The organism is Shinella sp. SUS2 (assembly GCF_001262505.1).
Lineage (GTDB): Bacteria > Pseudomonadota > Alphaproteobacteria > Rhizobiales > Rhizobiaceae > Shinella.
Genome location: NZ_KQ410733.1, coordinates 168,945 through 192,994, shown reverse-complemented (window position 1 = coordinate 192,994; position 24,050 = coordinate 168,945). Strand labels below are relative to the sequence as shown.

The 24,050-nt window shown below is 65.4% G+C and carries 21 protein-coding genes; 11 read left to right on the top strand and 10 right to left on the bottom strand.

Going from position 1 to position 24,050, the window contains the following annotated elements; all coding sequences use genetic code 11:
- Positions 1-2: 2 nt before the first annotated feature.
- The 4 genes from AKG11_RS19495 to AKG11_RS19480 all read right to left on the bottom strand — a co-directional run bounded on the left by AKG11_RS19495 (position 3) and on the right by AKG11_RS19480 (position 4,562).
- Positions 3-770 (bottom strand): ATP-binding cassette domain-containing protein, encoded by a 768-nt coding sequence (locus AKG11_RS19495; RefSeq protein ID WP_088016488.1) that lies wholly within the window; start codon positions 768-770, stop codon positions 3-5.
- Entirely contained in the window at positions 770-1,756 is a 987-nt protein-coding gene (locus tag AKG11_RS19490) for an ABC transporter permease (protein WP_023512901.1), read from the bottom strand. The genes AKG11_RS19495 and AKG11_RS19490 overlap by 1 nt, the downstream gene beginning before the upstream one ends.
- Positions 1,757-1,849: 93 nt before the next feature.
- Positions 1,850-2,839, bottom strand: coding sequence for a substrate-binding domain-containing protein (locus AKG11_RS19485; protein WP_023512902.1), 990 nt, complete (start codon positions 2,837-2,839; stop codon positions 1,850-1,852).
- Positions 2,840-2,996: 157 nt separating this feature from the next.
- Complete coding sequence (locus AKG11_RS19480) at positions 2,997-4,562, bottom strand: FGGY-family carbohydrate kinase (protein ID WP_245290172.1); 1,566 nt, start codon at positions 4,560-4,562, stop codon at positions 2,997-2,999.
- A 158-nt stretch (positions 4,563-4,720) separates the two neighbouring features.
- On the opposite strand from AKG11_RS19480, the gene AKG11_RS19475 reads away from it, so the two are divergent.
- The 3 genes from AKG11_RS19475 (at position 4,721) to AKG11_RS19465 (ending at position 7,128) form a co-directional block, all read left to right on the top strand.
- On the top strand, positions 4,721-5,956 hold the full coding sequence (locus AKG11_RS19475; RefSeq protein WP_050745128.1) for an ROK family transcriptional regulator: 1,236 nt from the start codon (positions 4,721-4,723) through the stop codon (positions 5,954-5,956).
- A gap of 94 nt (positions 5,957-6,050) precedes the next feature.
- The gene (locus tag AKG11_RS19470; RefSeq protein WP_050745127.1) at positions 6,051-6,731 is read left to right on the top strand and encodes a histidine kinase; all 681 of its coding nucleotides are present in this window, start codon (positions 6,051-6,053) and stop codon (positions 6,729-6,731) included.
- 1 nt (position 6,732) lies between these two features.
- Positions 6,733-7,128, top strand: a complete 396-nt coding sequence (locus AKG11_RS19465) for a sensor histidine kinase (protein ID WP_050745126.1) — start codon at positions 6,733-6,735, stop codon at positions 7,126-7,128.
- 38 nt (positions 7,129-7,166) lie between these two features.
- Here the strand turns inward: AKG11_RS19465 and AKG11_RS19460 are convergent, their stop codons facing one another.
- The 4 genes from AKG11_RS19460 to AKG11_RS19445 all read right to left on the bottom strand — a co-directional run bounded on the left by AKG11_RS19460 (position 7,167) and on the right by AKG11_RS19445 (position 13,335).
- Positions 7,167-8,141, bottom strand: coding sequence for an aminotransferase class IV (locus AKG11_RS19460; protein ID WP_050745125.1), 975 nt, complete (start codon positions 8,139-8,141; stop codon positions 7,167-7,169).
- 78 nt (positions 8,142-8,219) lie between these two features.
- The gene (locus tag AKG11_RS19455; RefSeq protein WP_023515890.1) at positions 8,220-9,464 is read right to left on the bottom strand and encodes an aminotransferase class III-fold pyridoxal phosphate-dependent enzyme; all 1,245 of its coding nucleotides are present in this window, start codon (positions 9,462-9,464) and stop codon (positions 8,220-8,222) included.
- A 52-nt stretch (positions 9,465-9,516) separates the two neighbouring features.
- Entirely contained in the window at positions 9,517-11,115 is a 1,599-nt protein-coding gene (locus tag AKG11_RS19450) for an ABC transporter substrate-binding protein (protein ID WP_050745124.1), read from the bottom strand.
- A 45-nt stretch (positions 11,116-11,160) separates the two neighbouring features.
- Positions 11,161-13,335, bottom strand: a complete 2,175-nt coding sequence (locus tag AKG11_RS19445) for an alpha-ketoacid dehydrogenase subunit alpha/beta (protein ID WP_050745123.1) — start codon at positions 13,333-13,335, stop codon at positions 11,161-11,163.
- 148 nt (positions 13,336-13,483) lie between these two features.
- Between AKG11_RS19445 and AKG11_RS19440 the strand changes: the two genes are divergently transcribed.
- Genes AKG11_RS19440 through AKG11_RS19430 form a run of 3 tightly spaced genes read left to right on the top strand, consistent with a single transcriptional unit; the run spans position 13,484 to position 16,545 of the window.
- Positions 13,484-14,623: an acyl-CoA dehydrogenase family protein gene (locus AKG11_RS19440; RefSeq protein WP_050745122.1), complete on the top strand. Its 1,140-nt coding sequence runs from the start codon at positions 13,484-13,486 to the stop codon at positions 14,621-14,623.
- Positions 14,624-14,632: 9 nt separating this feature from the next.
- The gene (locus tag AKG11_RS19435; protein WP_050745121.1) at positions 14,633-15,901 is read left to right on the top strand and encodes a four-carbon acid sugar kinase family protein; all 1,269 of its coding nucleotides are present in this window, start codon (positions 14,633-14,635) and stop codon (positions 15,899-15,901) included.
- Entirely contained in the window at positions 15,898-16,545 is a 648-nt protein-coding gene (locus tag AKG11_RS19430) for a class II aldolase/adducin family protein (protein WP_050745120.1), read from the top strand. Before AKG11_RS19435 ends, AKG11_RS19430 begins: the two co-directional genes overlap by 4 nt.
- Positions 16,546-16,548: 3 nt before the next feature.
- On the opposite strand, the gene AKG11_RS19425 is transcribed toward AKG11_RS19430, so the two are convergent.
- On the bottom strand, positions 16,549-17,838 hold the full coding sequence (locus AKG11_RS19425; RefSeq protein ID WP_050745119.1) for an acetoin dehydrogenase dihydrolipoyllysine-residue acetyltransferase subunit: 1,290 nt from the start codon (positions 17,836-17,838) through the stop codon (positions 16,549-16,551).
- A 24-nt stretch (positions 17,839-17,862) separates the two neighbouring features.
- Positions 17,863-18,720: an IclR family transcriptional regulator gene (locus tag AKG11_RS19420; protein ID WP_050745118.1), complete on the bottom strand. Its 858-nt coding sequence runs from the start codon at positions 18,718-18,720 to the stop codon at positions 17,863-17,865.
- Positions 18,721-18,904: 184 nt separating this feature from the next.
- On the opposite strand from AKG11_RS19420, the gene AKG11_RS19415 reads away from it, so the two are divergent.
- The 5 genes from AKG11_RS19415 to AKG11_RS19395 are packed head-to-tail and all read left to right on the top strand — an operon-like array spanning position 18,905 to position 24,041.
- Complete coding sequence (locus AKG11_RS19415) at positions 18,905-19,918, top strand: ABC transporter permease (RefSeq protein ID WP_023516671.1); 1,014 nt, start codon at positions 18,905-18,907, stop codon at positions 19,916-19,918.
- Between the two features lie 4 nt (positions 19,919-19,922).
- The gene (locus tag AKG11_RS19410; protein WP_050745117.1) at positions 19,923-20,759 is read left to right on the top strand and encodes an ABC transporter permease; all 837 of its coding nucleotides are present in this window, start codon (positions 19,923-19,925) and stop codon (positions 20,757-20,759) included.
- Positions 20,756-21,754: an ABC transporter ATP-binding protein gene (locus AKG11_RS19405; RefSeq protein WP_050745116.1), complete on the top strand. Its 999-nt coding sequence runs from the start codon at positions 20,756-20,758 to the stop codon at positions 21,752-21,754. Before AKG11_RS19410 ends, AKG11_RS19405 begins: the two co-directional genes overlap by 4 nt.
- Complete coding sequence (locus AKG11_RS19400) at positions 21,751-22,785, top strand: ABC transporter ATP-binding protein (protein ID WP_050745115.1); 1,035 nt, start codon at positions 21,751-21,753, stop codon at positions 22,783-22,785. Before AKG11_RS19405 ends, AKG11_RS19400 begins: the two co-directional genes overlap by 4 nt.
- The gene (locus AKG11_RS19395) at positions 22,782-24,041 is read left to right on the top strand and encodes a CaiB/BaiF CoA transferase family protein (RefSeq protein WP_050745114.1); all 1,260 of its coding nucleotides are present in this window, start codon (positions 22,782-22,784) and stop codon (positions 24,039-24,041) included. The genes AKG11_RS19400 and AKG11_RS19395 overlap by 4 nt, the downstream gene beginning before the upstream one ends.
- The last annotated feature ends 9 nt before the right edge of the window (positions 24,042-24,050 follow it).

Genomic DNA, 24,050 nt, shown 5'->3' with positions numbered 1-24,050 from the left:
GGTCAGGCGGCCGCCGCGCCGGTCATGATGGCGACGACGTCGTTCATGGTGTGTGTCTTGGGGGTGACGACGGCCGCGCGCCGGCCAAGGCGCATGATGTGGATGCGGTCGGCGATGTCGAAGACGTTCGGCATGTTATGACTGATGAGAACGACCGGCAGGCCGCGATCGCGGATCGAGCGGATCAGCTCCAGCACCTGGCCCGTTTCGCGCACGCCGAGCGCCGCCGTCGGCTCGTCCATGATGACGAGCTTGCGGGCGAAGAGCGCGGCGCGCGCGACGGCGACACCCTGCCGCTGGCCACCCGACAGCGACTCCACCGGATTGTCGATCGCCGGCAGGCGGAACTTCAGTTCGCCCATGGCGCGGCGGGCTTCTTCACGCATGCGCGTCTTGTCGAGACGGCGGAAGAGACCGCCAAGCAGGCCCGGCGCGCGCAGCTCGCGGCCAAGGAAGAGGTTGGCGGCGATGTCGAGGGCAGGCGCGACGGCGAGATCCTGGTAGACCGTCTCGATACCGGCGTGGCGCGCATCCAGCGGCCCCTTGAAATGCACCGGCGCACCGTCTAGCAGGATGTCACCGCTGGTCGGGCGCACGGCCCCGGCCAGCGTCTTGATCAATGTCGACTTACCGGCGCCATTGTCACCGACGACGGCAAGGATCTCACCGGCGCGAAGTTCGAAGTCAACGCCGTCAAGCGCGGTGACATGGCCGTAGGTCTTCACCACGTTGCGCGCTTCGAGAACCACGTGCGGAACGGCGTCGGCCATCAGCTCTTCCTCCGGGACATCTGGTCGAGCGCGACGGCGATGATGACGAGGATGCCGGTCACGAGGTCCTGCCAGAGCGGGTCGATGCCGGCGAGCGTCAGGCCGTTGCGCAGCACCCCGACGATGAGCGCGCCGATCAATGTCCCGATGAGGCCACCGCGGCCGCCGAACAGGCTGGTGCCGCCGATCACCACGGCGGTGATGGAATCGAGATTGGCGCTCTGCATGGCGTTGGGATCGGCATTGGGGATACGCCCGAGCGCCAGCCAGGCGGCGATGCCGTAGATCAGGCCGGCGAGCACGTAGACCGAGAGCAGGTGGCGGCGCACCGGAATGCCGACGAGGCGGGCAGCCTCCGCATTGTTGCCGATGGCGTAGGTATGGCGACCCCATTTCGTCTGGTTCAGGAGATACCAAACCACGGCGTAAAGGGTGAACATGATCAGCACACCATAGGTCAGCACGAAGCCACCGAGCTTCATCGTGTTGCCCGTCCAGGCGAGGAAGGGATCGCGCACCGGAAAGGCGCCGCCTTCGGAGATCAGCCGCAGCGCTGCCGTCAGGATGCCCAAAATACCGAGCGTGACGATGAAGGGCGGGAGCCTGAGGCCGGAAACGAGACCACCCGCCGCAAGACCGGCAGCCGTGCAGAGCAGAATGGCAAACCCCATGGAGAGCACGGGGTCATAGCCGAGATTGACCAGTTTGCCGGCGACAATGGTGCCGAGCACACAGATGGCGCCGACCGCAAGGTCGATGCCCGCGGTCAGGATCACCAGCGTCTGGCCGATCGCGAGAACGCCGATGATGACGGTCTGCTGCAGGATGATCGACAGATTGTGCGTGGCGAGAAAACGGGGATTGGTCAGCGCGAAGATCACGCAAAAGCCGAGAAGGACCAGAAGCGGCCCCACCGAGGGCGTTCCCAGGATGCGGGCCTTCAGGCTCCGTGGCGTCTCGGCGTCGGAAACGGTGGCTGTATTCATGGGCATCCCGTGCATCAGGTTTTGCGCGGCCGATCACCCGGTCAGGCCCGCGGCGACGCTCGGCCGCGCGCGGTCCCGCCGGGAGAAAGAAGATCAGTCACCCCAGCAGTTTTCAAGCCCCCAGGCCGTGTCCTTCGATTCCAGGCCCTCGACGGGCTTGTCGGTGATCAGGAAGGAGCCGGTGTTGACGAAACCGCTCGGCTTCTTGCCGGAGGCTGCGTACTCCACGACAGCATCGACGCCCATGGAAGCCATCTTGTAGGGGAACTGCATGACGGTCGCGGCGATCTTGCCATCCTTCACGTCGCGCACGCCGGCGCAGCCACCGTCGATCGAGGTGAGCATCACATCGGCTTCCTTGCCGAAGGATTTCAGCGCTGCATAGGCGCCGGCCGCAGCCGGTTCATTGATCGTGTAGACCGCATTGATCTCGCCGTTCTTGGAGAGCAGGTTCTCCATGCCGACCTGGCCCTTGTCCTGCGCGCCGTTGGTGATGGCCGCGCCCGCGATCGATGGGTCGCCCTCGGCGATGCCGAAGCCCTTCAGGTAGCCGTCATGGCGGAAGGTATCGACCGTGCCGCCCGGCGTGCCGTCAAGCATGGCGACGACGGCCTTCTTGTCACCCATCGCCTTGCGGGCATAGGCGCCCTGCTGCACGCCGGCTTCGAAATTGTCCGTGGCGAAGGTGGCATCGACGGCGTCGGCCGGATCCGTCGCCGTGTCGAGCGCAATGACCAGAACGCCGGCCTCGCGGGCTTTCTTGATGACGTCGAGCATGCCCGACGAGTTGTTCGGCGTGACCAGGATGCCCTTGGCTCCGGCGCTGATCAGGTCCTCGATCGCGGCGACCTGCCCTTCGTTGTCGCCGTCGAACTTGCCGGCGCGGGCGATCAGCTTGACGCCCTTTTCCGTGGCGCGGGCCTCGGCGGCCTGACGCATCTTGACGAAGAACGGATTGACCTCGGTTTTCGTGACGAGGCCGACAATGACCTCCTGGGCGTTTGCGGCACCTGCGCCAAGGGCGAGGCCGAGCGCCAAGGCGGCGGCGGAATACGCGGATGCGCGAATGCGATGAAGCGACATGAAATCCTCCCAGATCCAACGGCGCCGCAGAGCCCTTCCGGCTCTTCTGGCGGGCATGACCTCTCCTCAAAGGCCAAGGGGATTAGGTCATCTCTTTTGGATAAAGTCAAATGCCAATTATGTATGTTTTGTATATTTTTATCCAAAAATAATTTCGTCACACCAACGGGCTGGTTTCCAGCCCCCGCAGGGCCCGAAGCCCTGCATGCACCTCATCACCAGCCGCCAGCCGCTGGTAGATCTCATAGGCCTTCTGATAGCGCCGGGCGTGAGCGGCGCGGGGCAAGACCTGACCGACGCTCTGCGCACCAAACCGCTCCGCACCTTCGGCGTAAGTGGCAACGGTTCCGGCCGCCACCGCGCCATGGATCGCTGCACCGACGGCGGTGGCATTGGCGATTTCAGGCACCTCGACAGGATGGTCGAGCACATCGGCCATGATCTGGATCAGCAGGGGATTGGCCCTGGCGAGACCGCTCGCCATCAGCACGCGCTCGGCCGGCAGCCCGCCGGCGGGAAAAAGGTCGTAGATCGCCCGCGCGCCGAAACAGAGGCTTTCCATCAGCGCGAGGTAGATTTCCGCCGCTGTCGTCTCCCGCGTCAGGCCCGCAAGGAGCCCGGAAAGCGCGCCGTCCGCATAGGGAACGCGGTTGCCGCCGAGCCAATCGAGCGCGACAAGCCGCCCCGCCACCGGCGGGAGTTCCGCCGCCTCGGCGTTGTAGATGCGAAAGCTGTCCTCTCTGTCCGCCCCACGGGGAAAAGCGCGCACGAACCATGCAAGCGTGTCGCCGAAACTGGGCTGGCCAGCCTCGTAGCACCAGAGTTGGCGCATGGAGCCGTCGAAGGCGACGCCCTCGATGCCCGGCGGCAAAGGCCGGTAGACGTCGCTGAGATAGAGGTAGGCAGCCGAAGTGCCGAGCGCCCCGACGAAGGCGCCAGGCGTCACACCGCCAATCGCCGGCAGCATGACATGGGAATCGATGACCGCGACGGCGACGATTGCCGGCCCTTCGATCCCGGTCAGATCCCGCCATTGCGGCGAAAGTGGCCCAGCGGGCGAACCGACGGGGAGCGGCGTCGCCAGCCGCCGGTCAAGGTCCTCTACAACACCCTGTGGATAGCCGGCCGCGGCGGAAAACTGCGCCTTGTAGGCGGCGAACCCGAGACCGCGGGCCTCCCGCCCCGTCAACTGCCAGGCGAGCCAGTCACCGCCCTCGATGAAGCGGTCCGTCTCCGCCCAGAGCATCGGCGCCTCCGCGGCGATCTGAGCCGCTTTCGCCAGCAGCCATTCACCGGAAACCCGCCCGCCGAAATTGGCGAGGAACGGGCCCGGACGAGCATTGATCGCATCGGCATAGGTTTGCGCATTGTGCTTCCACAGCTTGACATAGGCGTGCGGCGCGTCGGGGTGGAGACGTGAGAGCGGCACGCCATCGGCCCGGGCGGGCAGGGGCGAGCTCGCGGTAAAGCCAAGGCCGACCCCCGCGACGGTGCGCCCCCGCCCGAGCCGGGAAAGAATCTCGAAGGCAGCCTCTGTATAATCCTCGGCATTCTGCAGCGCGAAATCCGGTGGCAGCGGCGTTCCGCCCGGCAGCTGCCGTGTCATGATGCCGTGCCGATAGGGATGGACGTGCTGCGCCACCTGTCGCCCACTTTCGACCTCCACCAGCACGCCCCGCGCCGATTCCGATCCGTAGTCCAGTCCGATGAGATAGGTGGTCACGCGGCGCCTCTCCAAACGCTGATGCCCCATATACACAAATACATACATAAATAGCAATCTTATGTATATTATCTTACATAAGTCCACGCGACAGAAAAACTCCGTGCTTTATCTCATGCACCTTTGTCGCTAAACCGGTCGGGAAACAGGAGTTTTGCATGGCGCGCACGGACGACGGGCACGACAGACCAACGCTTGACGGCGCGGGCGGCATCCTGTCGCTGATCGCCAGCGGCGGTGCTGCTTCACGGGCCGAGCTTCTCGCCGCTTCGGGCCTCTCCCGCGTGACGGTGACACAGCGGCTCAACGCGCTGCTCGCCAGCGGCCTCGTTCGCGAAACGGAAAAGACCCTGCCGAGCGGCGGCAGACCGACCCGGGTGCTGGCAATCAACGCGGCGGGCGGCTTTCTCCTCGTCGCCAATATCGGCGAAACGCATATCCACCTCGCCGCCATGGACCTGACGCCGTCGATCCTCGCCCAGACGACATTGCCCTTTTCCGTCGCGAGCGGCCCGGAGGCGACACTGGCGCAGATCGGCGACGCTTTCGACGCCCTGGCCTCGGAAGCCAAGGAGACGCACGGCTTCTTTCTCGGCATCAGCCTCAGCCTGCCGACACCCGTCGATTTCAAGCGTGGCTGCGTCGTCGGCCCCTCGGTCCTGCCCGGCTGGGACGAGTTCGACATCATCGGGCACCTCAACACGCGCTTCGACGTACCCGTTTATGTCGAGAACGACGTGAACCTCATGACGATCTGCGAACACAAACGCCGCTTCCCCGCGGTGGACGACATGCTCTTCGTGAAAGTCGGGACGGGCATGGGCAGCGGCATGATTGCCGGCGGGCGGCTGTTTCGCGGAGCGCAGGGCGCGGCCGGCGATATCGGCCACATCCAGTTCCTCTCCGAAGACGCACCGCTCTGCCGCTGCGGCAAATTCGGCTGCGTGGAGGCGCGCGCCGCCGGCTGGGCGATCGCCCGAGACCTCTCGGCTCGCGGTTTTCGCGCCGAGACCGCCCGCGACGTGATCGACCTCGTCGAACAGCGTAAACCCGAGGCCCTGATGCTGCTGCGCGCCGCCGGCCGCACGATTGGCGAAGTCATTTCCGACGTCGTCAGCATCATCAATCCGAGTCTCATCGTAATAGGCGGCACTCTGGCACGCGGCGGAGACCTGATGCTTTCAGGCATCCGCGAGCTCGTCTACCAACGCTGTCTGCCGCTCGCGACCCGCGATCTCTCCATCGTGCTCTCCACCGTGCGCGAGGATGGCGCGCTTTTCGGTGCAGCGCATCTGCTGCTGGACGATCTTTTTGCGCCGGCAAAGGCCGATCGCCTGCTGGAGCGCTACAACACCGTCCGGCAAAGGCCGGCCGCGCGACGGCAATCCGCCTGACAGGCGCCGGCGCCTGAAATCGCTCGCCCCAACTGACCCGACGGATTAAGCCTGAGCCGGACAGACCCGCGGACCGAACGTGACAGGGTTATGCATGAAAGAGATCTCCGTCCCTTCCGCCGGCATTCTGGATGGCGCCGGGCTGCCTGCGCTAACCGTGCGCCTTGCTCTCGTCTATGCCGCGGCCGAGTTCCTGATCAGCAGCCCCACATGGTTTTCCATCGGCGACAACCCGATCAAACCCATCCTGGGAAAACTCGTCCTCGAGGTGGTTTTCGTCCTGCTGGCGATCCTTTTCGCCTATCTGCTCAGCCGCATCCGGCGGCAGCCCTACAGCGTGCAGCTTCTCGCGTGCCTGCTCCTCTCGCTTTTCAGCTCCCTCGGCATGTCGCTGCTCGACTACTACCTCTACAGTCTGATCATGCTGCCGGCCGCGACGCCGTTCGATCTCAGGGAATACGGCTATGCGGTCTGCTACCGCATGTCGATCTTCTTCGGCTGGTCGTTTCTCTTCGTCGCGCTGCTCAACCTTATCGACGTGCGCGACCGGGACCTGAAGCTGTTGGCCACGCGGGAGGAAGCTCTCGCCGCACAGATGCGCGCGCTGCACTACCAGATAAACCCACACTTCCTCTTCAACACGCTCAACTCGATTACCGGCCTCGTCGAAGAAGGCGCCTCGCAGCGCGCCGAGCGGATGATCATGTCGCTCTCGGCCTTCCTCCGCTCGACATTGCAGCTCGACCCTTTGCGGGAGTTGCGGCTCGTCGATTGAAATGGCCCTTCAGAAGGAGTATCTCGACATCGAGAAGGAGCGGTTCTCAGACCGGATGACCGTCCGCATCGACATTCCGGCCGAACTCAACGACGCCATGGTTCCCAGCCTGATCTTGCAGCCTCTGATCGAAAACGCCGTGAAACATGGCGTCGGCTCCTCGACCGGCAGGGCCGAAATCCATGTCAGCGCGGTCAGGACAGGGCCGATGCTCTGCGTGTCGGTAGAAAACGACGTCGCAGCCGCCGCAACTGGCAAAGTTGGCCTCGGCATCGGCCTTGCCAATGTTGCCCATCGCGTCAAAACCCACTTTCCCGCCGGCGCTTTCCTGGCTGCAGGGCCTGTCGCGCCCGGGCGGTTCCGGGCATCGCTCACAATGCCGTTCAGAACGGGCTGATCCTGCCGGGCATTCCGGCTTGCCGCAGGGCAGGGGGGTCAGCCGCCAGCTCGATAGTCTTCGACAGCGAAACTCAGCTCCGGATCTGCATGAGCGTCCCAGTAGCCCTTCCAGAGGGCCTTGCTGATGGGGCCGACCTGACCGTCACCGACCGGTTGGCCATCAAGCGTGGTGATCGGCATGACGCCGCCGGCAGTCGTGACGAAGAGGATCTCGTCGCACTGGTAGGCGAGTTCCACCGGCACATCGTCGATCGTGTAGGGGTATCCGAGCTTCTCGGCGACCGCGAGCACCGATTTGCGCGTCACGCCTTCCAGCACGCCCTTTCTCGGCGTGTAGAGCTTGCCGTCCTTGATCAGGATGACATTGAAGCCCGAGCCTTCGGTGAGGTTCGCGTCGCCATCGGTCAGAATCGGGTACATCGCGCCGCGATCACGCGCCTCCATCAGGCCGCGGGTGAAATCGCCCCATTGCAGGTTCTTGACGGTCGGGTCGATGGCGCCCGGCGGCACGCGGCGGACCGTGCGGGTGATGACCGCGCTGCCACCGTTCTTCTGCGTCGCCTCGTCCATGACCCAGAGATAGGGCATGACCATGAGATAGCAGAAATTGTCGCACTCCTCGGGCGCATACTGGCGCACGAAGCGCAGGCCGCGGGTCACGATCATCATGACATAGGCATCGCGGATACCGCTCTTGACCGTCATCTCGACGAGCCGATCGCGGATTTCCTCCCGCGACAGAGGGCTCTTGAGGCGCAACTGGGCGCAGCTCTTTTCGAAACGGTCGAGATGATCCTCCAGCCGGAAGAACCGGCCGTTCCAGACGGCCGGCACGTCGTAGGTCAGATCCGAATGCAGGAAACCCTGGTCGAGGATCGGAATGCGTGCCTCGTGCAGCGGGACGTATTCCCCGGCGATATAGGCGATGCCCTTGGCGAATGGATTGTCGCTCGCTTCGAGCGCTTTCACGCGCAGGCGATAGTCGTCGAAAATGTGGTCCGTATAGGACATGATGGCCCTCCTCGAAAAAGGGGTGACACGCCGGTGCACGCCGCCCACAGGCGGCATGCAGGGTCGGGGCGGCGACGTTCAGGCGGCGAGCACGCCCGCCGAGACGATGTCGCGGAAGGCGCCGTCCGCGGCCTCGAGTGCCCGGTCGATATCCCCGGGCGTATGGGCGGCACACAGGAACATGTTGTGCTTGGGATGCAGATAGATGCCGCGTCTGAGGGCCGCCAGGCAGAAGGCGTTGGCGATCTTCAGCTCCTGGTCACCGTCGAACAGCACCATCGGCATCTGCACCGGACCGGTCTGCCGCAGCGTGAAGCCGTGCCGGGCAGAAATTTCCGAGAGGCCGGTCCGGAAACGCTCACCCATCGCCTCCGTATGCGCAAGGGCGTCGCTGTCCCGCAGGATCTGGACAGTCTTGACCGCGGCCGCCATGGCAGCAGAGCCGTACCAGAACGAGCCTGTGACGAAGACCTTGCCTGCGCCTTCCCGGAAGCGTTCCGCACCGGCCACGGCGGCGAGCGGCCAGCCGTTGGCGATGGCCTTCGAATAGGCCGCAAGGTCGGGCTTGACCCCATAGCGCGCCCAACTGCCCCTAACATCGAGGCGGAAGCCCGCGCGCACGTCGTCAAGGATGAGGGCCGCGCCGGTACGGTCGCAGATCTTGCGCGCATGAGCGAGGAAGGCGGCTTGCGGCAGGTGCTGGTCCTTGCCGACATCATGCTGGAAGGCGGTCAGCAGGATAGCCGCCAGATCATCGCCCGCAGCATTGACCGCGGCATCGAGGCTCGCAGCATCGTTATAGTCGAAGACGATGATATGGGCCCTGTCTTCCGCCGTCACGCCGAGCAGCGAAGGGGAGCACCACGGAACGGCGCCGTGATAGGCACCGCGGGCAACGAGAATCTTGCGGCGCCCGGTGGCCGCACGCGCAATGGTGACGCAGGCCGTCGTCGCATCCGTGCCGTTCTTCTGGAAAAGCGTCCAGTCGGCATGATCGAGCGTATCGACGAGCAGTTCGGCCAGCTCCACCATGCTCTCTGTCGGACCATTGCCGACATCGCCCGCATCGATCCGCGCGAGAGCCGCGGCATCCACGTCCCGGTGGCGATAGCCGAGCACGTTCGGCCCCCAGGCGCACATGAAATCGATGTATTCGTTGCCATCCGCATCCCAGACGCGGCAACCGTCCGAGCGCGAGAAGAATTGCGGATAGCCCGGTGCGATCGCCCGGGTCGCCATATGTCCCCACATGCCGTTCGGCACCACGCGCTGGGCGCGTTCGACGAGTTCCGTATCGCGGCTGTTCAGCAGTTTCGCTGTCATCTTGTATGTCCTCCTGGGCGGGAGAGGCATTTCGCCTCTCCCGATGGCTCGGTCAGTTCGTGATTTCGGCGAGCGGCAGGTTGCAGCAGGCGCTGTAGCGAACGCCCTTGACGGTCGGGCTGTGCGCCAGGATGAGGTCGGGGCTGACCATCGGGATGATGATCCGGGCCTTGGCCATCTGCTCACCGGCCTCGAACCAGAGTTTTTCCGCCTCCTCGGCCGGCGCGGCGAGCGCCTGTTCACGCAGCTTGCCGGTTTCGGTGCTGATGATCGAGGGATCGGTCGCGCCGCCCGCCCGCTTGGCCCAGACGGAACCTTCCGACAGGCCGAAGACATCGACATATTGCGAGGTGCCGAAGAAGTCCGGGGCGAAGAAGACGGCGGTCAGCGGGATATGGTCGCCGTTGGCGGCTTCGCGCCAGTTGGCGAAGGGAACCGGCGACAACTCGACCGTTATGCCCACCTTGGCAAGATCCTGCTGGATCTTCTGCATCATCAGCGAAAAATCGACGCCATAGACGTTCATGTCCGGATAGATCGACTTCAGCGTGAAACCGTCACCAACGCCAGCGGCTGCCAGCAGCTCCTTGGCGCGGTCCGGATTGTAGGCAGGGATCTCATGGTTGTCGCCGCCGGGGAAGCCGAGCGGGATGGGCGTTGCGATCGCACGGCCGGCGCCGCCAACGGTAAAGTCGATCAGCGACGTGCGGTCGATGGCGATCGAGATGGCTTCGCGCACCTCGGGCGTCAGCTTGACGGTATTGGCCTTGGCACCCGGCGACAGCGCAATGTAGACAAAGTTGTAGGACGGCACCTTGTCGACCACCACATTGCTGCCTTCGAGCGTCTTGGCGGTTTCCGCGTCGATCTGCATGGCGATATCGGCGGCACCGGACTGCAGCATCTGCGCCTGCGCCACGGCATCCTTGACCTGGCGGAAGACGACCTGCGGGATCGTTGGGGCCTTGCGCCAGTAATTGTCGTTGCGCTTCAGGCGCAGTTCCGAATTCGGCTCGTAGGATTCGAGGACGAAGGGACCGCTGCCGGCGGAGTTGCTCAGGAACCAGTTTTCCGACGTGTCCTTGTCGACCGCCGTCGCATCCGAGAGTGCGCCGTTAGCGGCAGCGACATCGCTGTTGATGATGCCGAGGAAGCCCGCAGCCGCCTGGTTGAGGAACTCCGAATTCGGCGCGGAGAGGTTCACGATGACCGTCTGCGCGTCGGGAATGTCGATCGAGCTGATGGGGTCGGCGATGAAGGCGCCGTTGCCCTTGATGTTCTTCAGCCGCTCGAACGACCATTTCACATCCTTGGCCTCGACCGGCGTGCCGTCGGAGAACTTTGCGGCCGGATCGAGCTTGAAGGTCAGCTGGGTCTGTTCCTTGTTGATCTCCCAGCTTGAGGCGATCAGCGGCTGCACCTTGTTGTCCTTGTCGAGCGTCACGAGCTGCTCGTAGACGGAGGTGTTGTAGATCTGGCAGGTGTCGCACCAGGCGCGAGCCGGATCGAGCGAGTTGACGTCCATGTCACGGGCGATCACCAAAGCGCGCTCTTCGGCCAATGCCGGGTGGGTGGCTCCGCCCAGGATCGTGGCGGAGAGGGCGAGCGAGAGAAAGGCCAGTCTGGATTTCGATGGAAGAAGTCGTTTCATCGGTTGGATACCTCCAGTTTGACGGGCTGCGGATGCCCTGTTCCACTATTTTTCCGCAATTCGAAGCAAAGCGTCCCGCACGTCGGCCACTGTTGCGAGCGCTGCGCGGTTGAGAGCGGCCGAGACCGTGGGGGCGGCAAACCCACCGGTCACGCGCAGGATTTCGTGGTCGAGACAGTCGAAGAAACGCTCCTGGATCTCGGCGGCCCAGGTGCCGCCCATCGACAGGCTGCGTGCAGTCTGCTCGGCGATGACGACCCGGCCCGTCTTGTCGATGGATTGGCCGATGCGCTGCCAGTCGATGCCGTGATGGTCGATGTTGCGCAGGTCGATGACCTCGGCATCGATGCCCGCCTCCTCAGCCGCCCGGATCGCGTTCTGCACCATGACGGAGGTCGCAAGAACCGTGCAGGCGCTTCCCGGCCGCACGACGCGCGCCGTGCCGAAGGGAATGAAGAAGTCCCGGTCGCCGGCGGGCACCTCGAACTCCTTCTGGTAGAGTTCGGTGTGCTCGAAGACGACGACGGGGTCGTCGCAGGCCAGCGCCGAATTCATGAGGCCGATATAGTCGAAGGCGTTCGACGGTGTGACGATGCGCCAGCCGGGGAACAGGCCGAAAAGGGCCGAGGGATCGCCGGAATGCTGCGAGCCGTAGCCGGTGTGGGGCGAGATGCGCACGCGCATGACGATCGGAACGGGGAAACCGTCGCCGAACATGTGCCGCACCTTGCCGACACCATTGGCGATCTGGTCGGCCGCGGTGAAGCAGAAATCGCCGAACATGATCTCGACCACCGGTCGCAGGCCGTTAAGCGCCGCGCCGAGGGCAACGCCCGTGAAGCCGTTCTCGGCGATCGACATGGGCAGGACGCGTTCTGGCCAGCGTTCCAGAACGCCCTTGGTGAAGCCGCTGACGCCGCCGCGCATCTGGTGCGCATCCTCGCCCATGACGATGATGCGGGGATCGCGCGCCATCGCGGCAGCCAGCGTCTCGGAGGCGGCAGTAACGAACTTCACCTTCTCGACGGCGTCGGGGCGCATGTCGTCGTGGTCGAGAAAACGCTTTCCGGCAAGCTCGGAAAGGTTGCCCAGAATGCCATGGTCGCGCGTCGCCGGATCCGGCCAGAGGCTGTCGGGAATGCGCAGCGTGTTTCCACCGGGGACCGGTTCGGTCAGCCTTCCGGCCGCGGCGGCGACCCGATCCGTCACCAGCGCGTCGATCTGGGCGAACTCCTCCGGAGAGAGCAGGCCGAGCGCCGTCAGGCGCGCTTCGGCAAGCGCGATCGGATCGCGCGCGCGCCATGCGGCTTCCTCCTCCTTCGTGCGATAGCCGAAGTCGCTGCCGCTGCGGGAGCCGGACTGATGGAAATGGCGATAGCAGAGGGCTTCGACCACCACGGGGCCGCCCGTCTCGCGGATGATGCGGCGGGCTTCCGCCATGGCGCGGTGCACGGCAACGACGTCCATGCCATCGCATTCGATCGAGGCGATGCCGAGCATCGCACCACGGGACGACAGCCGCGTCTCGCGCGTCACGTCCGAAATGTGCGTGGAAACGCCGTAGAGGTTGTTCTCGATGAAAAAGATCACCGGCAGACCCTGCGCGGCTGCGATGTTCATCGCCTCGTAGCTCGCCCCGTTCTGCGCCGCGCCGTCGCCGAAGAAAGCAACGGAGATATGGTCGCGGCCAAGCATCTTGTCGGCGAGCGCGTAGCCCGCCGCATGGGGCGGGTTGCCGCCGACGATCGCCGAGGTGCCGACGACGCCAGCGCCAGCGAAACGCATATGCATGGAGCCGCCCCGCCCGCCGCAATAGCCAGGGGTCAAACCCATGATCTCCGCCATGAAGCGGTAGATCGCCTCGTCCATGCCGGGCGTGAAGGCGTCCTTGCGGATGTCGAAGCCATCGGGAACCGAGGGATTGAGCAGCTTCAGCAGCACCTGATGGTGGGCGCGGTGCGTACCGTTGATCTTGTCGTCGGTACCGAGCGCAGCCATGGCGCCGACCGCACCGGCCTCCTGGCCGATGCTGGCATGGGCCGGGCCGTGGATGAGCCCGGCCTTCTCCAGATCGAGCAGCTTTTCCTCGAACCGGCGGATGAGCAGCATCTGGCCGTACCAGTGGACGAGGTCTTTTGCCTGTTCCTCGCTCCAGTCCGCCTCGTCCAGTTCCAGCCGGAACCAGGGCGCGGAAGGGGCGAGCGGTATCTGGCGTGCCATTCGTGTCCTCGGGTCGCAAGGGAGCCGCAGTGGGCTCGATTGCCGTTTATGGAAATAAATTCCGATTTCTGTTGAACGGCACACTAAGCTGTGCCAGCCTTTGGATGCAACAGAAATTTTCACGGGCCGCCAAAGAGGAAGAGATGCGATGATCCGGGACGCCGAAGTGCTGAACGCGCTGGTTGAGATGGTGCGCCGGTTCGCGCGCGAACGGCTGCTGCCGGCGGAGGCCCGGGTGGAGGAGGAAAACGCCATCCCACCCGAGATCATCGCGGAGATGCGGGCGCTGGGCCTTTTCGGCATGTCCATCCCGGAAGAACACGGCGGACTCGGCCTGACGATGGAGGAAGAGGTGCTCGTCGCTTTCGAGCTCGGTTATGCCTCTCCCGCCTTCCGCTCCGTCATCGGCACGAACAACGGCATCGGCTCGCAGGGCGTCATCGTCGATGGCACGGAAGCACAGAAACAGTACTGGCTGCCGCGCATGGCGACGGGCGAGGCCATCGGCTCCTTCGCCCTCACCGAACCGGACGTCGGCTCGGATGCAGGCGCCGTGAAGACCACGGCACGGCGAGACGGCAACCACTACATCCTCAACGGCACGAAACGCTACATCACGAACGCCCCGGTGGCCGATGTCTTCACCGTCATGGCGCGCACCGGCGGACCGGGACCTGCGGGCGTGACCGCCTTCCTGGTGCCGAAGGACAGCCCCGGCCTCAGCCTCGGCGCCATTGACAGGAAGATGGGGCAGCGCGGTACCCGCACCTGCGACGTCATCTTCGACAATTGCCGCATCCCCGCCGACAGCGTCATCGGTGGCGTGGAAGGCGCTGGCTTCAAGACCGCGATGAAGGTGCTCAACCGCGGCCGCCTGCATATCTCCGCCGTCTGCGTGGGCGCCGCGGAGCGGCTGTGCGACGAGGCCGTGCGGTTCGCGCGCGCGCGGGTGCAGTTCGGCAAGCCGATCGCCGAGCACCAACTCATCCAGGCCATGCTCGCCGACAGTTCCACGGAGGCCTTTGCCGGACGCGCAATGGTGCTGGAAGCAGCGCGGCGGTTCGATGCGGGCGATCGCGTCATCCAGCAGGCTGCGAGCGCGAAACTGTTCTGTTCGGAAATGGTCGGCCGGGTCGCCGACCGTGCAGTGCAGATCCACGGAGGGGCCGGCTACATGCAGAACTATCCGGTCGAGCACTTCTACCGCGACGTCCGGCTGTTCCGGCTCTACGAGGGCACATCACAGATCCAACAGCTCATCATCGCCCGCGAAATGCTGAACGCCTGAGGCCGGACGATGCAGCGAGCCCTTGGAATCATCGCTGACGACTTTACCGGCGCCCTCATGGTCGCCGGCTATCTGGAAGGCGCCGGTATCCACTGTCCCGTACTGTTCCGTCCCGAGGGCGAAATCCCGCCCGCGGCCGTGGTGATGGCCGGCACGCGGACGCGCACGGTGCCCGTCGCGGAAGCGCTTGCCGAACTGGGCCGCTTCACCGACGCGTTTCTGCAGGCCGGCTGCAGGCGCGTCGCCTACAAGGCCTGCGCCACGTTCGATTCCACCGAAGACGGCAATATCGGCCCGGCGGCGGACTACCTCGCCGATCGTGCAGGCCAGCGACCGGTGCTGATGAGCGCCGGCTTTCCCCGCTTCGGCACAACGGTCCATCAGGGCTACATGTTCTATCGCGGCCGCCTCGTTTCCGAATCGATCAAGCGCTTCGACCCGCTGACCCCGATGTCCGACCCCGATCTCGTCCGTTTCCTCGGGCGGCAGACGCCGCACCGGATCGCGCTCCTCAACCATGCCGCCCTTCGCAGTGGCACCGATGCGGCACGCACCGCCATCGAGGCTTTCGCGGCCGAGGGAATGGGCCACGTCTTCCTCGATACGACCGATGACGGCGACGTCGAGACTGCGGCCGAGGTCGCCGCATCGATGGACCGCGTCGTCGTCGCCAGCGATCCCCTGATCATCGCCTATGCGACCCGCCTCGGCCGTGCCATGCGGCCAGGCACGATGCCCGCACCGCGGCATGTCGATGGCTCCACGGCCGTGCTTGCCGGAAGCGTCGGGCCGATCGTCCTGGCGCAGCTTGCGGCTTTTTCAGCCGAGCACCCCTGCCTGTCGCTGGATCTGCTCGATCCGGCCGGGGAGGAGGGGCTTGTCTCTACAGCGCTCGACTGGGCCGCGAGGCGGATCGGCACGGCGCCCCTCGCCATTTCGACGGCAACCGGACCGGAAGGTGTCGCCGCGGTACAGGCCGCCTTCGGCCGCGTGGAGGCGGCCCGCCGGGCGGAGCGCATCCTTGGCGCCATCGCGAAGGGATTGTGTGATCGCGGCGTCCGACGGTTTGTCGTCGCGGGCGGAGAAACGTCGGGCGCGGTTGTCGATGCGCTCGGCATTACCGCCGTTCGGGCCCTGCCGGATGACCCGCTCGGAACCGGCTTCTGCGTCTCCACCGGGCCGGTACCCCTTTCGCTATACCTCAAACCCGGCAAGCTGGGCGCCGACGACATCCTGCTCAGGGCCGTCGAGGCGATGAACCAAAGGAATGCACGATGACGAACGAAGCGGCAGCGAGGATGGCCCTGGTCGAGGCGAGCCGGCGATCGGTGGCGATCGGCCTCAACAGCGGTACGGTCGGCAATTTCAGTCTGCGACACGGCGAAGGGATGCTGATCACGCCGACAGGCATCGCGCCCGACACCCTTGCGCCCGAGCAGATCGTCGCTGTTGATCTCGACGGGGCCTGGATCGGCGGCTGGCGGCCGTCCTCGGAATGGGCCATTCACGCCAGGCTCTACGCCACGACGAATGCCGGCGCCGTCGTCCACACCCACCCCGATCACTGCGTCGCCCTTGCTGCGCTGCGTCGGGCGATCCCGCTGTTCCACTACATGGTCGCCGGCTTCGGCGGCAGCGAGATACCCTGTGCGGACTACGCCTGCTTCGGCAGTGCCGCGCTTGCGGAAACGGTGGTCGCCGCCATGGGCACGACCTACTCCGCCTGCCTGATGGCCAATCACGGAGCAGTCACGATCGGCCCCGATGTCGGGACCGCTCTGGCGCGCGCGGAAAAGCTGGAAACGCTGGCGCGCCAATACGTGCTCGCCCGGTCGATCGGAGAGCCCGTTCTCCTGACGCAGGCGGAACTCGTCGATGTGCGCACCCGCTACGGCACCTACGGTCAGCAGGCGAAGCGCTGACCGTCAGACGCTTCTGCGGACTTCGCCGAGGATCTTCATTACCAGCGCCGGATATTCGAGATGCGGCATGTGCCCGCACGCATCGACGGCATGCAGGCCGACATTGCCGGGAAGGCCCACCGTGGCACTAAAGCGGAGAATACGGTCCTGCCGGCCGAAGACGATGCGCACCGGCTGGGACAGGCGAGCGAGATCGTCACGGATGGAGATCGACTGCGTTCCATCCGGGAAGAACCGCTCGGCAAAGGCCCCCATCGCCGCCGTCAGGCCCGTGTCGTCACGCTGCTGCACCACCGCCTGCAGGAAGGCCGGCGAGATGACGGCGGCATCGTGCACCAGAAGGTCGAGCCAGGGCTTCAGGCTCTGCCGCTGCCGCGCGCGTAACACGCCCGCAACGAAGGCGCCGTTGATCTCAGGCCCGAGGCCTGCGGGAGAGACAAGGCAGAGACCGCGGATATCCAGCTGCCCGCGGCTTGCCAGCCGCGCCGCCAGCGCCCCGCCGAAGGAATGACCGGCCAGCACGAGCGGGCCGTCATGCTCTGCCGCGACGGTCGCCTCGATGGTTGCCGCCATCCGGTCGAGGTCGTCGGGGATCGCATGCGGCGAGCGGCCGTGCGCAGGAAGGTCGACCGCCAGCGCCGGCCAGTCCGCGCGCGCGCCGGCGAGCATGCCGCGCCAGTTGTTGAGGTCTGCGCTGAAGCCATGGAGAAGCACGACAGGCAGGCCGTCGCCCTTGCGCAGCCAGGTCGCATTCAGCGGCGCAGGACTGCCATCCTTTCGGACCGCGGGCAGAACGGTGGGCATCTCGATTGTTGCCGGCCGGCGGGCATCGCCGACCCTCGCAACGACGTCTGTCTTCTGGATCCGCCCGCCCGGACCGGTACCGGTGAGGCCATCCAGCACGATACCATGTTCGCGCGCGATGCGGCGGGCGAGGGGAGTGGGGTTGGGGCCGCGCCCGCTTCGCCGCGCGCCCGGCAAGAGAATGGCTCGGCTCGCCTCGGTCACGGCTTCCCCGGTCTCGACTTCCTGTATTTCCATCCCGCCGTAGGCTTCGCCATCGCCATAGATGCGGGCGACATCCGCCCCGACATCCACCTCGATCTCGCTTTCAACAAGGGTGTGAATGACGCCGGACGCAGGGGATTCGACCTCGACGGCGGCCTTGTCGTTGTCGATCTCGAAAAGCACCTGCCCCTGCCGAACGGTTTCGCCCTCTGCAACAAGCCAGCGGGCGATACGGCCGCTCGACATTTCGAGACTGACCTTCGGATAGACGACATGGGTGGGCATTGGGGGATCCCTTGAGGCTTGAGCCTATTCGGCTGAGGTTTTCCAGGTGGGTGGTCGTTGCGAGGTGGGGAACGGATCGGGCTCCCCGGCAAGCCGCGCGCGCAGGCGGCGCGTAAGCCGGAGCAGCCCGGGACCGACGGTTTCCCGGCAATGGTTGCGCGACAGGATATCGACAATCCCGCCGCAGGTGAGGGCGACGAGGGGCGAGCCATCCGTCGGCCGGAAGGCGACGCCGACGGCATTGATGTAACTGTGCCAGCTGCCGAACGCGCTGATGAACCCGTCGCGCCGGTAGTCCTCGATTGCGTTCGTCACAAGACGGTCGAGTTCCTCGGCCCTTTCGGGCTCGGCCACGACCAGTTGCCCGACGACGGACTGGCGAATGTCCGGTTGCATTTCGACAAGATAGGCAAGGCCCATGGCCGTGCGGTAGATCGGCAGGCGCGAGCCGACATTGAGGCGCAGCGAAACCGGGCTCATCGAGCGGCAATTGGCAAGATAGACCATTTCCAGCCCGTCGCGCGTGCCGAGCGCCACGGCTGCGCCGGTCTGGTCCGCCAGCTCCTGCATCAGGGGCCTTGCCATATGGATGACGGCGCTGGAGCTGAGCGCCGAGTAGCCGAGGGACACCGTCGCGGGCCCGATGCTGTAGCGGCCGAGCATGTCGTCGTAGTGGAGATAGCCGAGGCCGACGAGCGTCGAGGTCAGGCGCGAGACGGTTGCTTTCGGCAAGCCCGTCCGTTCGATAAGGTCCTGGTTGCCGAGCGTGGCGTCGTCGGCGGTGAACGATCGCAGGATTTCCAGCCCGCGTGTCAGCGAAGCGGCGGAATTCCCGCCCTCCGCGCCTTCGCTGCCGTCTGCCGGTTTGGTCCGTTTACGCATGTCTTGCCTTTCGTGTCAGCGCTGCTGGAGCCATAGCGGATTTTCGCGATCTGTCGATCTGCCGTAAATGGAATATAATTTCATTTATGTTGACGTCCGCTTCGCCTGTTGTCAATAATGCCTGCATCAATCTCCCCATACGCCGATCGGCACGGGATGGCACACGGGTTAAAGGACGCGATTTGTGACACGATACATTCTGCGACGCCTGGTCGCGATGCCCTTCCTGGTTCTCGGCATCGTGACGCTCGCCTTCCTGCTCACGACCGTGACGAAGGGCGACCCGCTGACGGCGATCGTGTCGGACCGGCAGATGAACGATCCGGTGGCAGTGGCCGCCGCAAAGGCGCGCTGGGGGCTCGATCGCAGTCTGCCGGAACGCTACGTCATCTATGTCGGCAATCTTCTGTCCGGCGACATGGGCACCTCCTTCATCACACGCCGGCCCGTCGCGCAGGACGTGTTCTTCCGCCTGCCGGCCACGATGGAACTCGTTCTTGCCGCGATGGTCATCGGCTCGGCGATCGGTATCACGCTGGGCGTTCTGGCGGCCTATTTCCGCAATACGGTCATCGACCATGCGGCGCGTTTCTTCGCCCTGTTCGGATCGTCCATTCCCGTCTTCTGGCTGGGACTGGCGCTGCTTTATGTCTTCTCGGTCAAATGGGGCGTCCTGCCCGGCCCCGGCCGGCTGGATCCGCGGGCAACCCCTCCGGCCTCCGTCACCGGCTTCATGACCATCGACACGCTGATCGCCGGGAACGTGAGGCTCTTTCTGGACGCGCTGTGGCATCTGATCCTGCCGGCCTTCGTGCTCGGCTGGGCCGTCGCAGGCACCATATCGCGGCTGGTGCGCGCCAACATGCTGGAGGTGCTGGACCGGGAATTCATCCTGACGGCGCGTGCGAAGGGGGCGGGGGAGCTTCGTGTCGTGGTGCGCCATGCGCTACGCAACACGCTGGTGCCGACGCTGACCGTCATCGGCTATTCCTTCGCCTACCTGCTCACAGGAGCCGTACTGACCGAGACGATCTTCTCCTGGCCGGGCATGGGGTCCTACGCGGTGGAGGCGGCGCGCGGTCTCGATTTTCCCGCCATCATCGGTGTCACCATCGTCGGAGGCGTCGTCTTCCTGCTGACGAACCTCATCACCGACATCGCCTATGTCATCGCCAATCCGCGCGTGCGCCTGGGGTAAGAACATGATCGCTGCGACCCTCGTTTCTTTCCGCCGGCCGGCATGGCTGTCGATCCCGCTCGCCATCGGCATCGCGATCGTGGTCTTCTGGCTCGCCGTCACGCTGCTCGCGCCGCTGATGAGCCCCTATGCCCCGCTCGACATGGTCGGCCGGCGGCTCCAGGCACCGAGCTGGAGCCATTGGTTGGGGACCGACGCGCTCGGGCGGGACGTCCTGAGCCGAACCCTCTACGGCGCACAGCACTCGATCCCGATCGCCATCGTCGTGGTCGCTCTCTCCGTCACGATCGGGGCCATGCTGGGCGCGATTTCCGGGTATGCCGGCGGCCTGCTCGGCTCGGCGATCATGCGGCTCGTCGACGTCACCCTGTCCTTCCCCCCGATGCTCCTCGCCATGGCCGTGGCGGCCTCGCTGGGCCCCGGCCTTGAAAATGCGACCGTCGCCATGGTGATCGTCTGGTGGCCTGTCTATGCCCGCCTGATGCGTGCGCAGGTTCTGGAGATCCGGGAGCGCGAGCATGTCGAGGCTGCGGTCGCGGCAGGTGCCGGCAAGGGCCGCATCCTCTTCAAGCACATCCTGCCGCTCTGTTGGACGCCGGTGCTGATCAGCGCGACGATGGATCTCGGCCAGGTGATCCTGCTTGCCGCCTCGCTCAGCTTCATCGGCCTCGGCGCCACGCCGCCAACGCCGGAATGGGGTTCGATGATCTCCGACGGTGCAGCGCAGTTTTATTCCTGGTGGGTCGCCCTCGGGCCGGGCCTTGCCATCCTGACCATCGTGCTCGGCTTCAACTTCATCGGTGACGGCCTGCACGACTACTTCGACCCGAAGTCGAAATGAGGCGCACCATGCAACAGGAACCGCTCTTTGCCGTTCGCGACCTTCGCGTCTCCTTCACCCGCCACGGGCAATCCTTCGAGGCCGTGCGCGGCATCAGCCTCGCGGTCGATCACGGCGAGGTGCTGGGCATCGTCGGTGAATCCGGCTCCGGCAAGTCGGTCGGCATGCTCTCCGCCCTCGGGCTGCAACCGAAGACCGCCTCTGTCAGCGGATCGGCACGGTTCAAGGGGCGCGAGCTGGTCGGCATGCCCATCGCGCAATTGCGTGCCCTGCGCGGCTCACGCATCGCCATGATCTTCCAGGATCCGCTGTCCTCGCTCAATCCCGTGATGACGGTCGGCGCGCAGATCGCCGAAACGATCCGGCTGCACAATGCCGGCGTCTCGAAGAAAGCTGCCATGGATCGCGCAGCCGAACTGCTCGCCCTCGTCGCCATTCCCCAGCCCGACCGGCGCATCCACCAGTACCCGCACGAATTTTCCGGCGGCATGCGCCAGCGCGTGATGATCGCCATGGCCGTGGCCAACGACCCCGATCTCCTGATCGCCGACGAGCCGACGACCGCCCTCGACGTGACCGTGCAGGCGCAGATCATGGACGTCCTCACGGACCTGCGGCGCAGGCTGAACCTGGGGCTCGTCCTGATCACCCATGATCTCGGCGTGCTCGCCGGGCATGCCGACAGGGTCGCTGTCGTCTATTCGGGCGAGGTCGTCGAACAGGCGAGCGTCGGTGCCCTCTTCGCGCGGCCGGCCCATCCCTATACGCGAGGTCTTATCGCCTCGATCCCCAACATGGCAGAGGAGAAAGAGCGGCTCTTCTCCATCGACGGCGCGCCGCCGCCCCTCGGCAAACTGCCTGGCGGGTGCGCCTTCCATCCCCGCTGTCCGCAGGCGCAGGATATCTGCAAGCATATGCCGCCGCCCGTCCGCACGGAGGGCGACCACCGGGCGGCCTGCCATTTCGCCACCCTTCCTGTCGGGAGCGCTGCATGACCGGGCCGGACCCCATCCTCTCCGTCAGGGACCTCTCGAAGCGCTTCTCCGTCACCGGCGGGCTGATCTTCGAGCGCGAGATTGCCCAGGTCAACGCTGTGACCAGCGTGTCCTTCGACGTCAAGCCCGGCGAAACACTGGGGCTGGTCGGTGAATCCGGCTGCGGCAAGTCCACCCTCGGCCGCTGCATCCTGCGATTGATCGAGCCTTCCGGCGGGCAGACCCTGTTCCGCGGCCGCGATATCAACGCGGCGAACCCCGCCGAGATGCGCGCGCTGCGCCGGAAGATCCAGCTGGTCTTCCAGGATCCCTACGCATCGCTGCATCCGCGCATGCGCGTTGCCGAAAACATTGCCGAGCCGCTGCGCATCAGCGACCTCTCGCAGGCCGGGCGCAAGGAACGGGTCGCCGAGATGCTCCACCTCGTCCGCCTCAACCCGGAACACGGCCAGCGCTATCCGCACGAATTGTCCGGCGGCCAGCGCCAGCGCGTGGTGATCGCCCGGGCACTGGCATTGAAACCGGAACTGCTCGTGCTCGACGAGCCGGTCTCCGCGCTCGACGTCTCCGTGCAGGCGGGCGTGCTCAACCTCCTCAAGGATATCCAGCGGGATTTCGGTACGGCCTATGTCTTCATTGCGCATGACCTGTCCGTCGTGCAGCACATCTCGCACCGGGTGGCCGTCATGTATCTCGGCAAGATCGTCGAGATCGCCGAAAAGCGCCGGCTCTACCGGGCGCCGATGCATCCCTATACCCAGGCGCTGATGTCCGCCGTGCCGCTCGCCGACCCGGCGCTGGAACGCAGCCGCTCGCGCATCGTGCTGAAGGGTGACCTGCCGAGCCCGCTCAATCCGCCGTCCGGGTGTCGCTTCCGCACGCGCTGCCCCATCGCCCAGAAGGTCTGCGCGGAGGTGGAGCCGCCGCTGAACGAACGAGAGGAAGGCCATTCGGTCGCGTGCCACTTTCCGAATGCCATGGAGACCGGTTTGTCGGCTCGCGAGAAGAGCGGGCCTGGAGGAATGGAATGACGCAGTTGAGATTGCCGCTCGAGGGTATCCGTGTGCTCGACCTGACACGCGTTCTTGCAGGACCATGGACGACCATGAGCCTCGGGGATCTCGGCGCCGAGGTCTGGAAGATAGAGAACATCAAGGGCGGCGACGACACGCGCGCCTGGTCCGTGCCGAACTTCAAGGGGGTCAGCACCTACTATCTGTGCGCCAACCGCGGCAAGCAGAGCATCGCGCTCGACCTGAAGACACCGGAAGGCCGGCAGATCGTACTCGACCTTGCAGCCAGAGCCGATGTCGTGGTGGAGAATTTTCGCGCCGGCACCGTGGAGCGACTGGGTATCGGCTACGAGGATATCCGGAAGATCAATCCGGGCGTCGTCTACTGCGCGATTTCCGGATACGGCCAGACAGGCCCCGAGCGTGACCGGCCGGGCTACGATTTCATCATGCAGGCGGAAAGCGGCCTGATGTCGATCACGGGCGAGGAGGATGGCCCCCCAAACCGGCTCGGTGTCGCCTTCACCGATGTGGTGGCCGGCATGGTCGCCACCCAGTCGATCCTCGCCGCGCTCTACCAGCGCCGGGATACGGGTACCGGGCAGTATATCGACGTCGCGCTGCTCGATGCCACGCTCAACCTCTTGATCAACGTCGGGACCGGCTATCTCAACGCCGGCGTGGAGCCGGTGCGTTACGGCAACGCGCATCCGACGGTCGTGCCCTACCAGATCTTCGCGGCAAGCGACGGCACGTTCGCGCTCGCCGTCGGCAATGACCGCATGTTCGTCGATTTCTGTGAAAAGGTGATCGACCGGCCGGACCTTGCCCGCGATCCGCGGTTCGTGACTTCTCATCAGCGCGCCGTGCACAGGGACGAGCTGCTGCCGCTCCTCGCAACGATCATCGCCGGGGAAACCTGCGAGCACTGGCTTGCCGCCTGCCTTGCGGCGAGCGTGCCGGCCGGACAGGTGAAGTCCGTGTCCGAAGCACTCCAGAGCCCGAGCGTGACGGAGCGGGGCGTCGTACAGCGCCTCGAGCATCCGGAACTCGGCACGGTCTCGCTGATCCGGCCCGCGCACGGACTTGCCGCACAGGCACATGCCGATGCCAAGGCGCCGCCGCTTCTCGGCGAGGATACGCGTAGCGTGCTGCGCGACGTGCTGGGTTTCGAGGAGGCGCAGATCGAAAACCTGGTGCGCGCCGGCGTCGTCACCTGCCACGATATCAAGAGCGCGCCGTCGCCGCTGCCCGCCCAAAGCGCGATCGCATAGGCGCGCGGC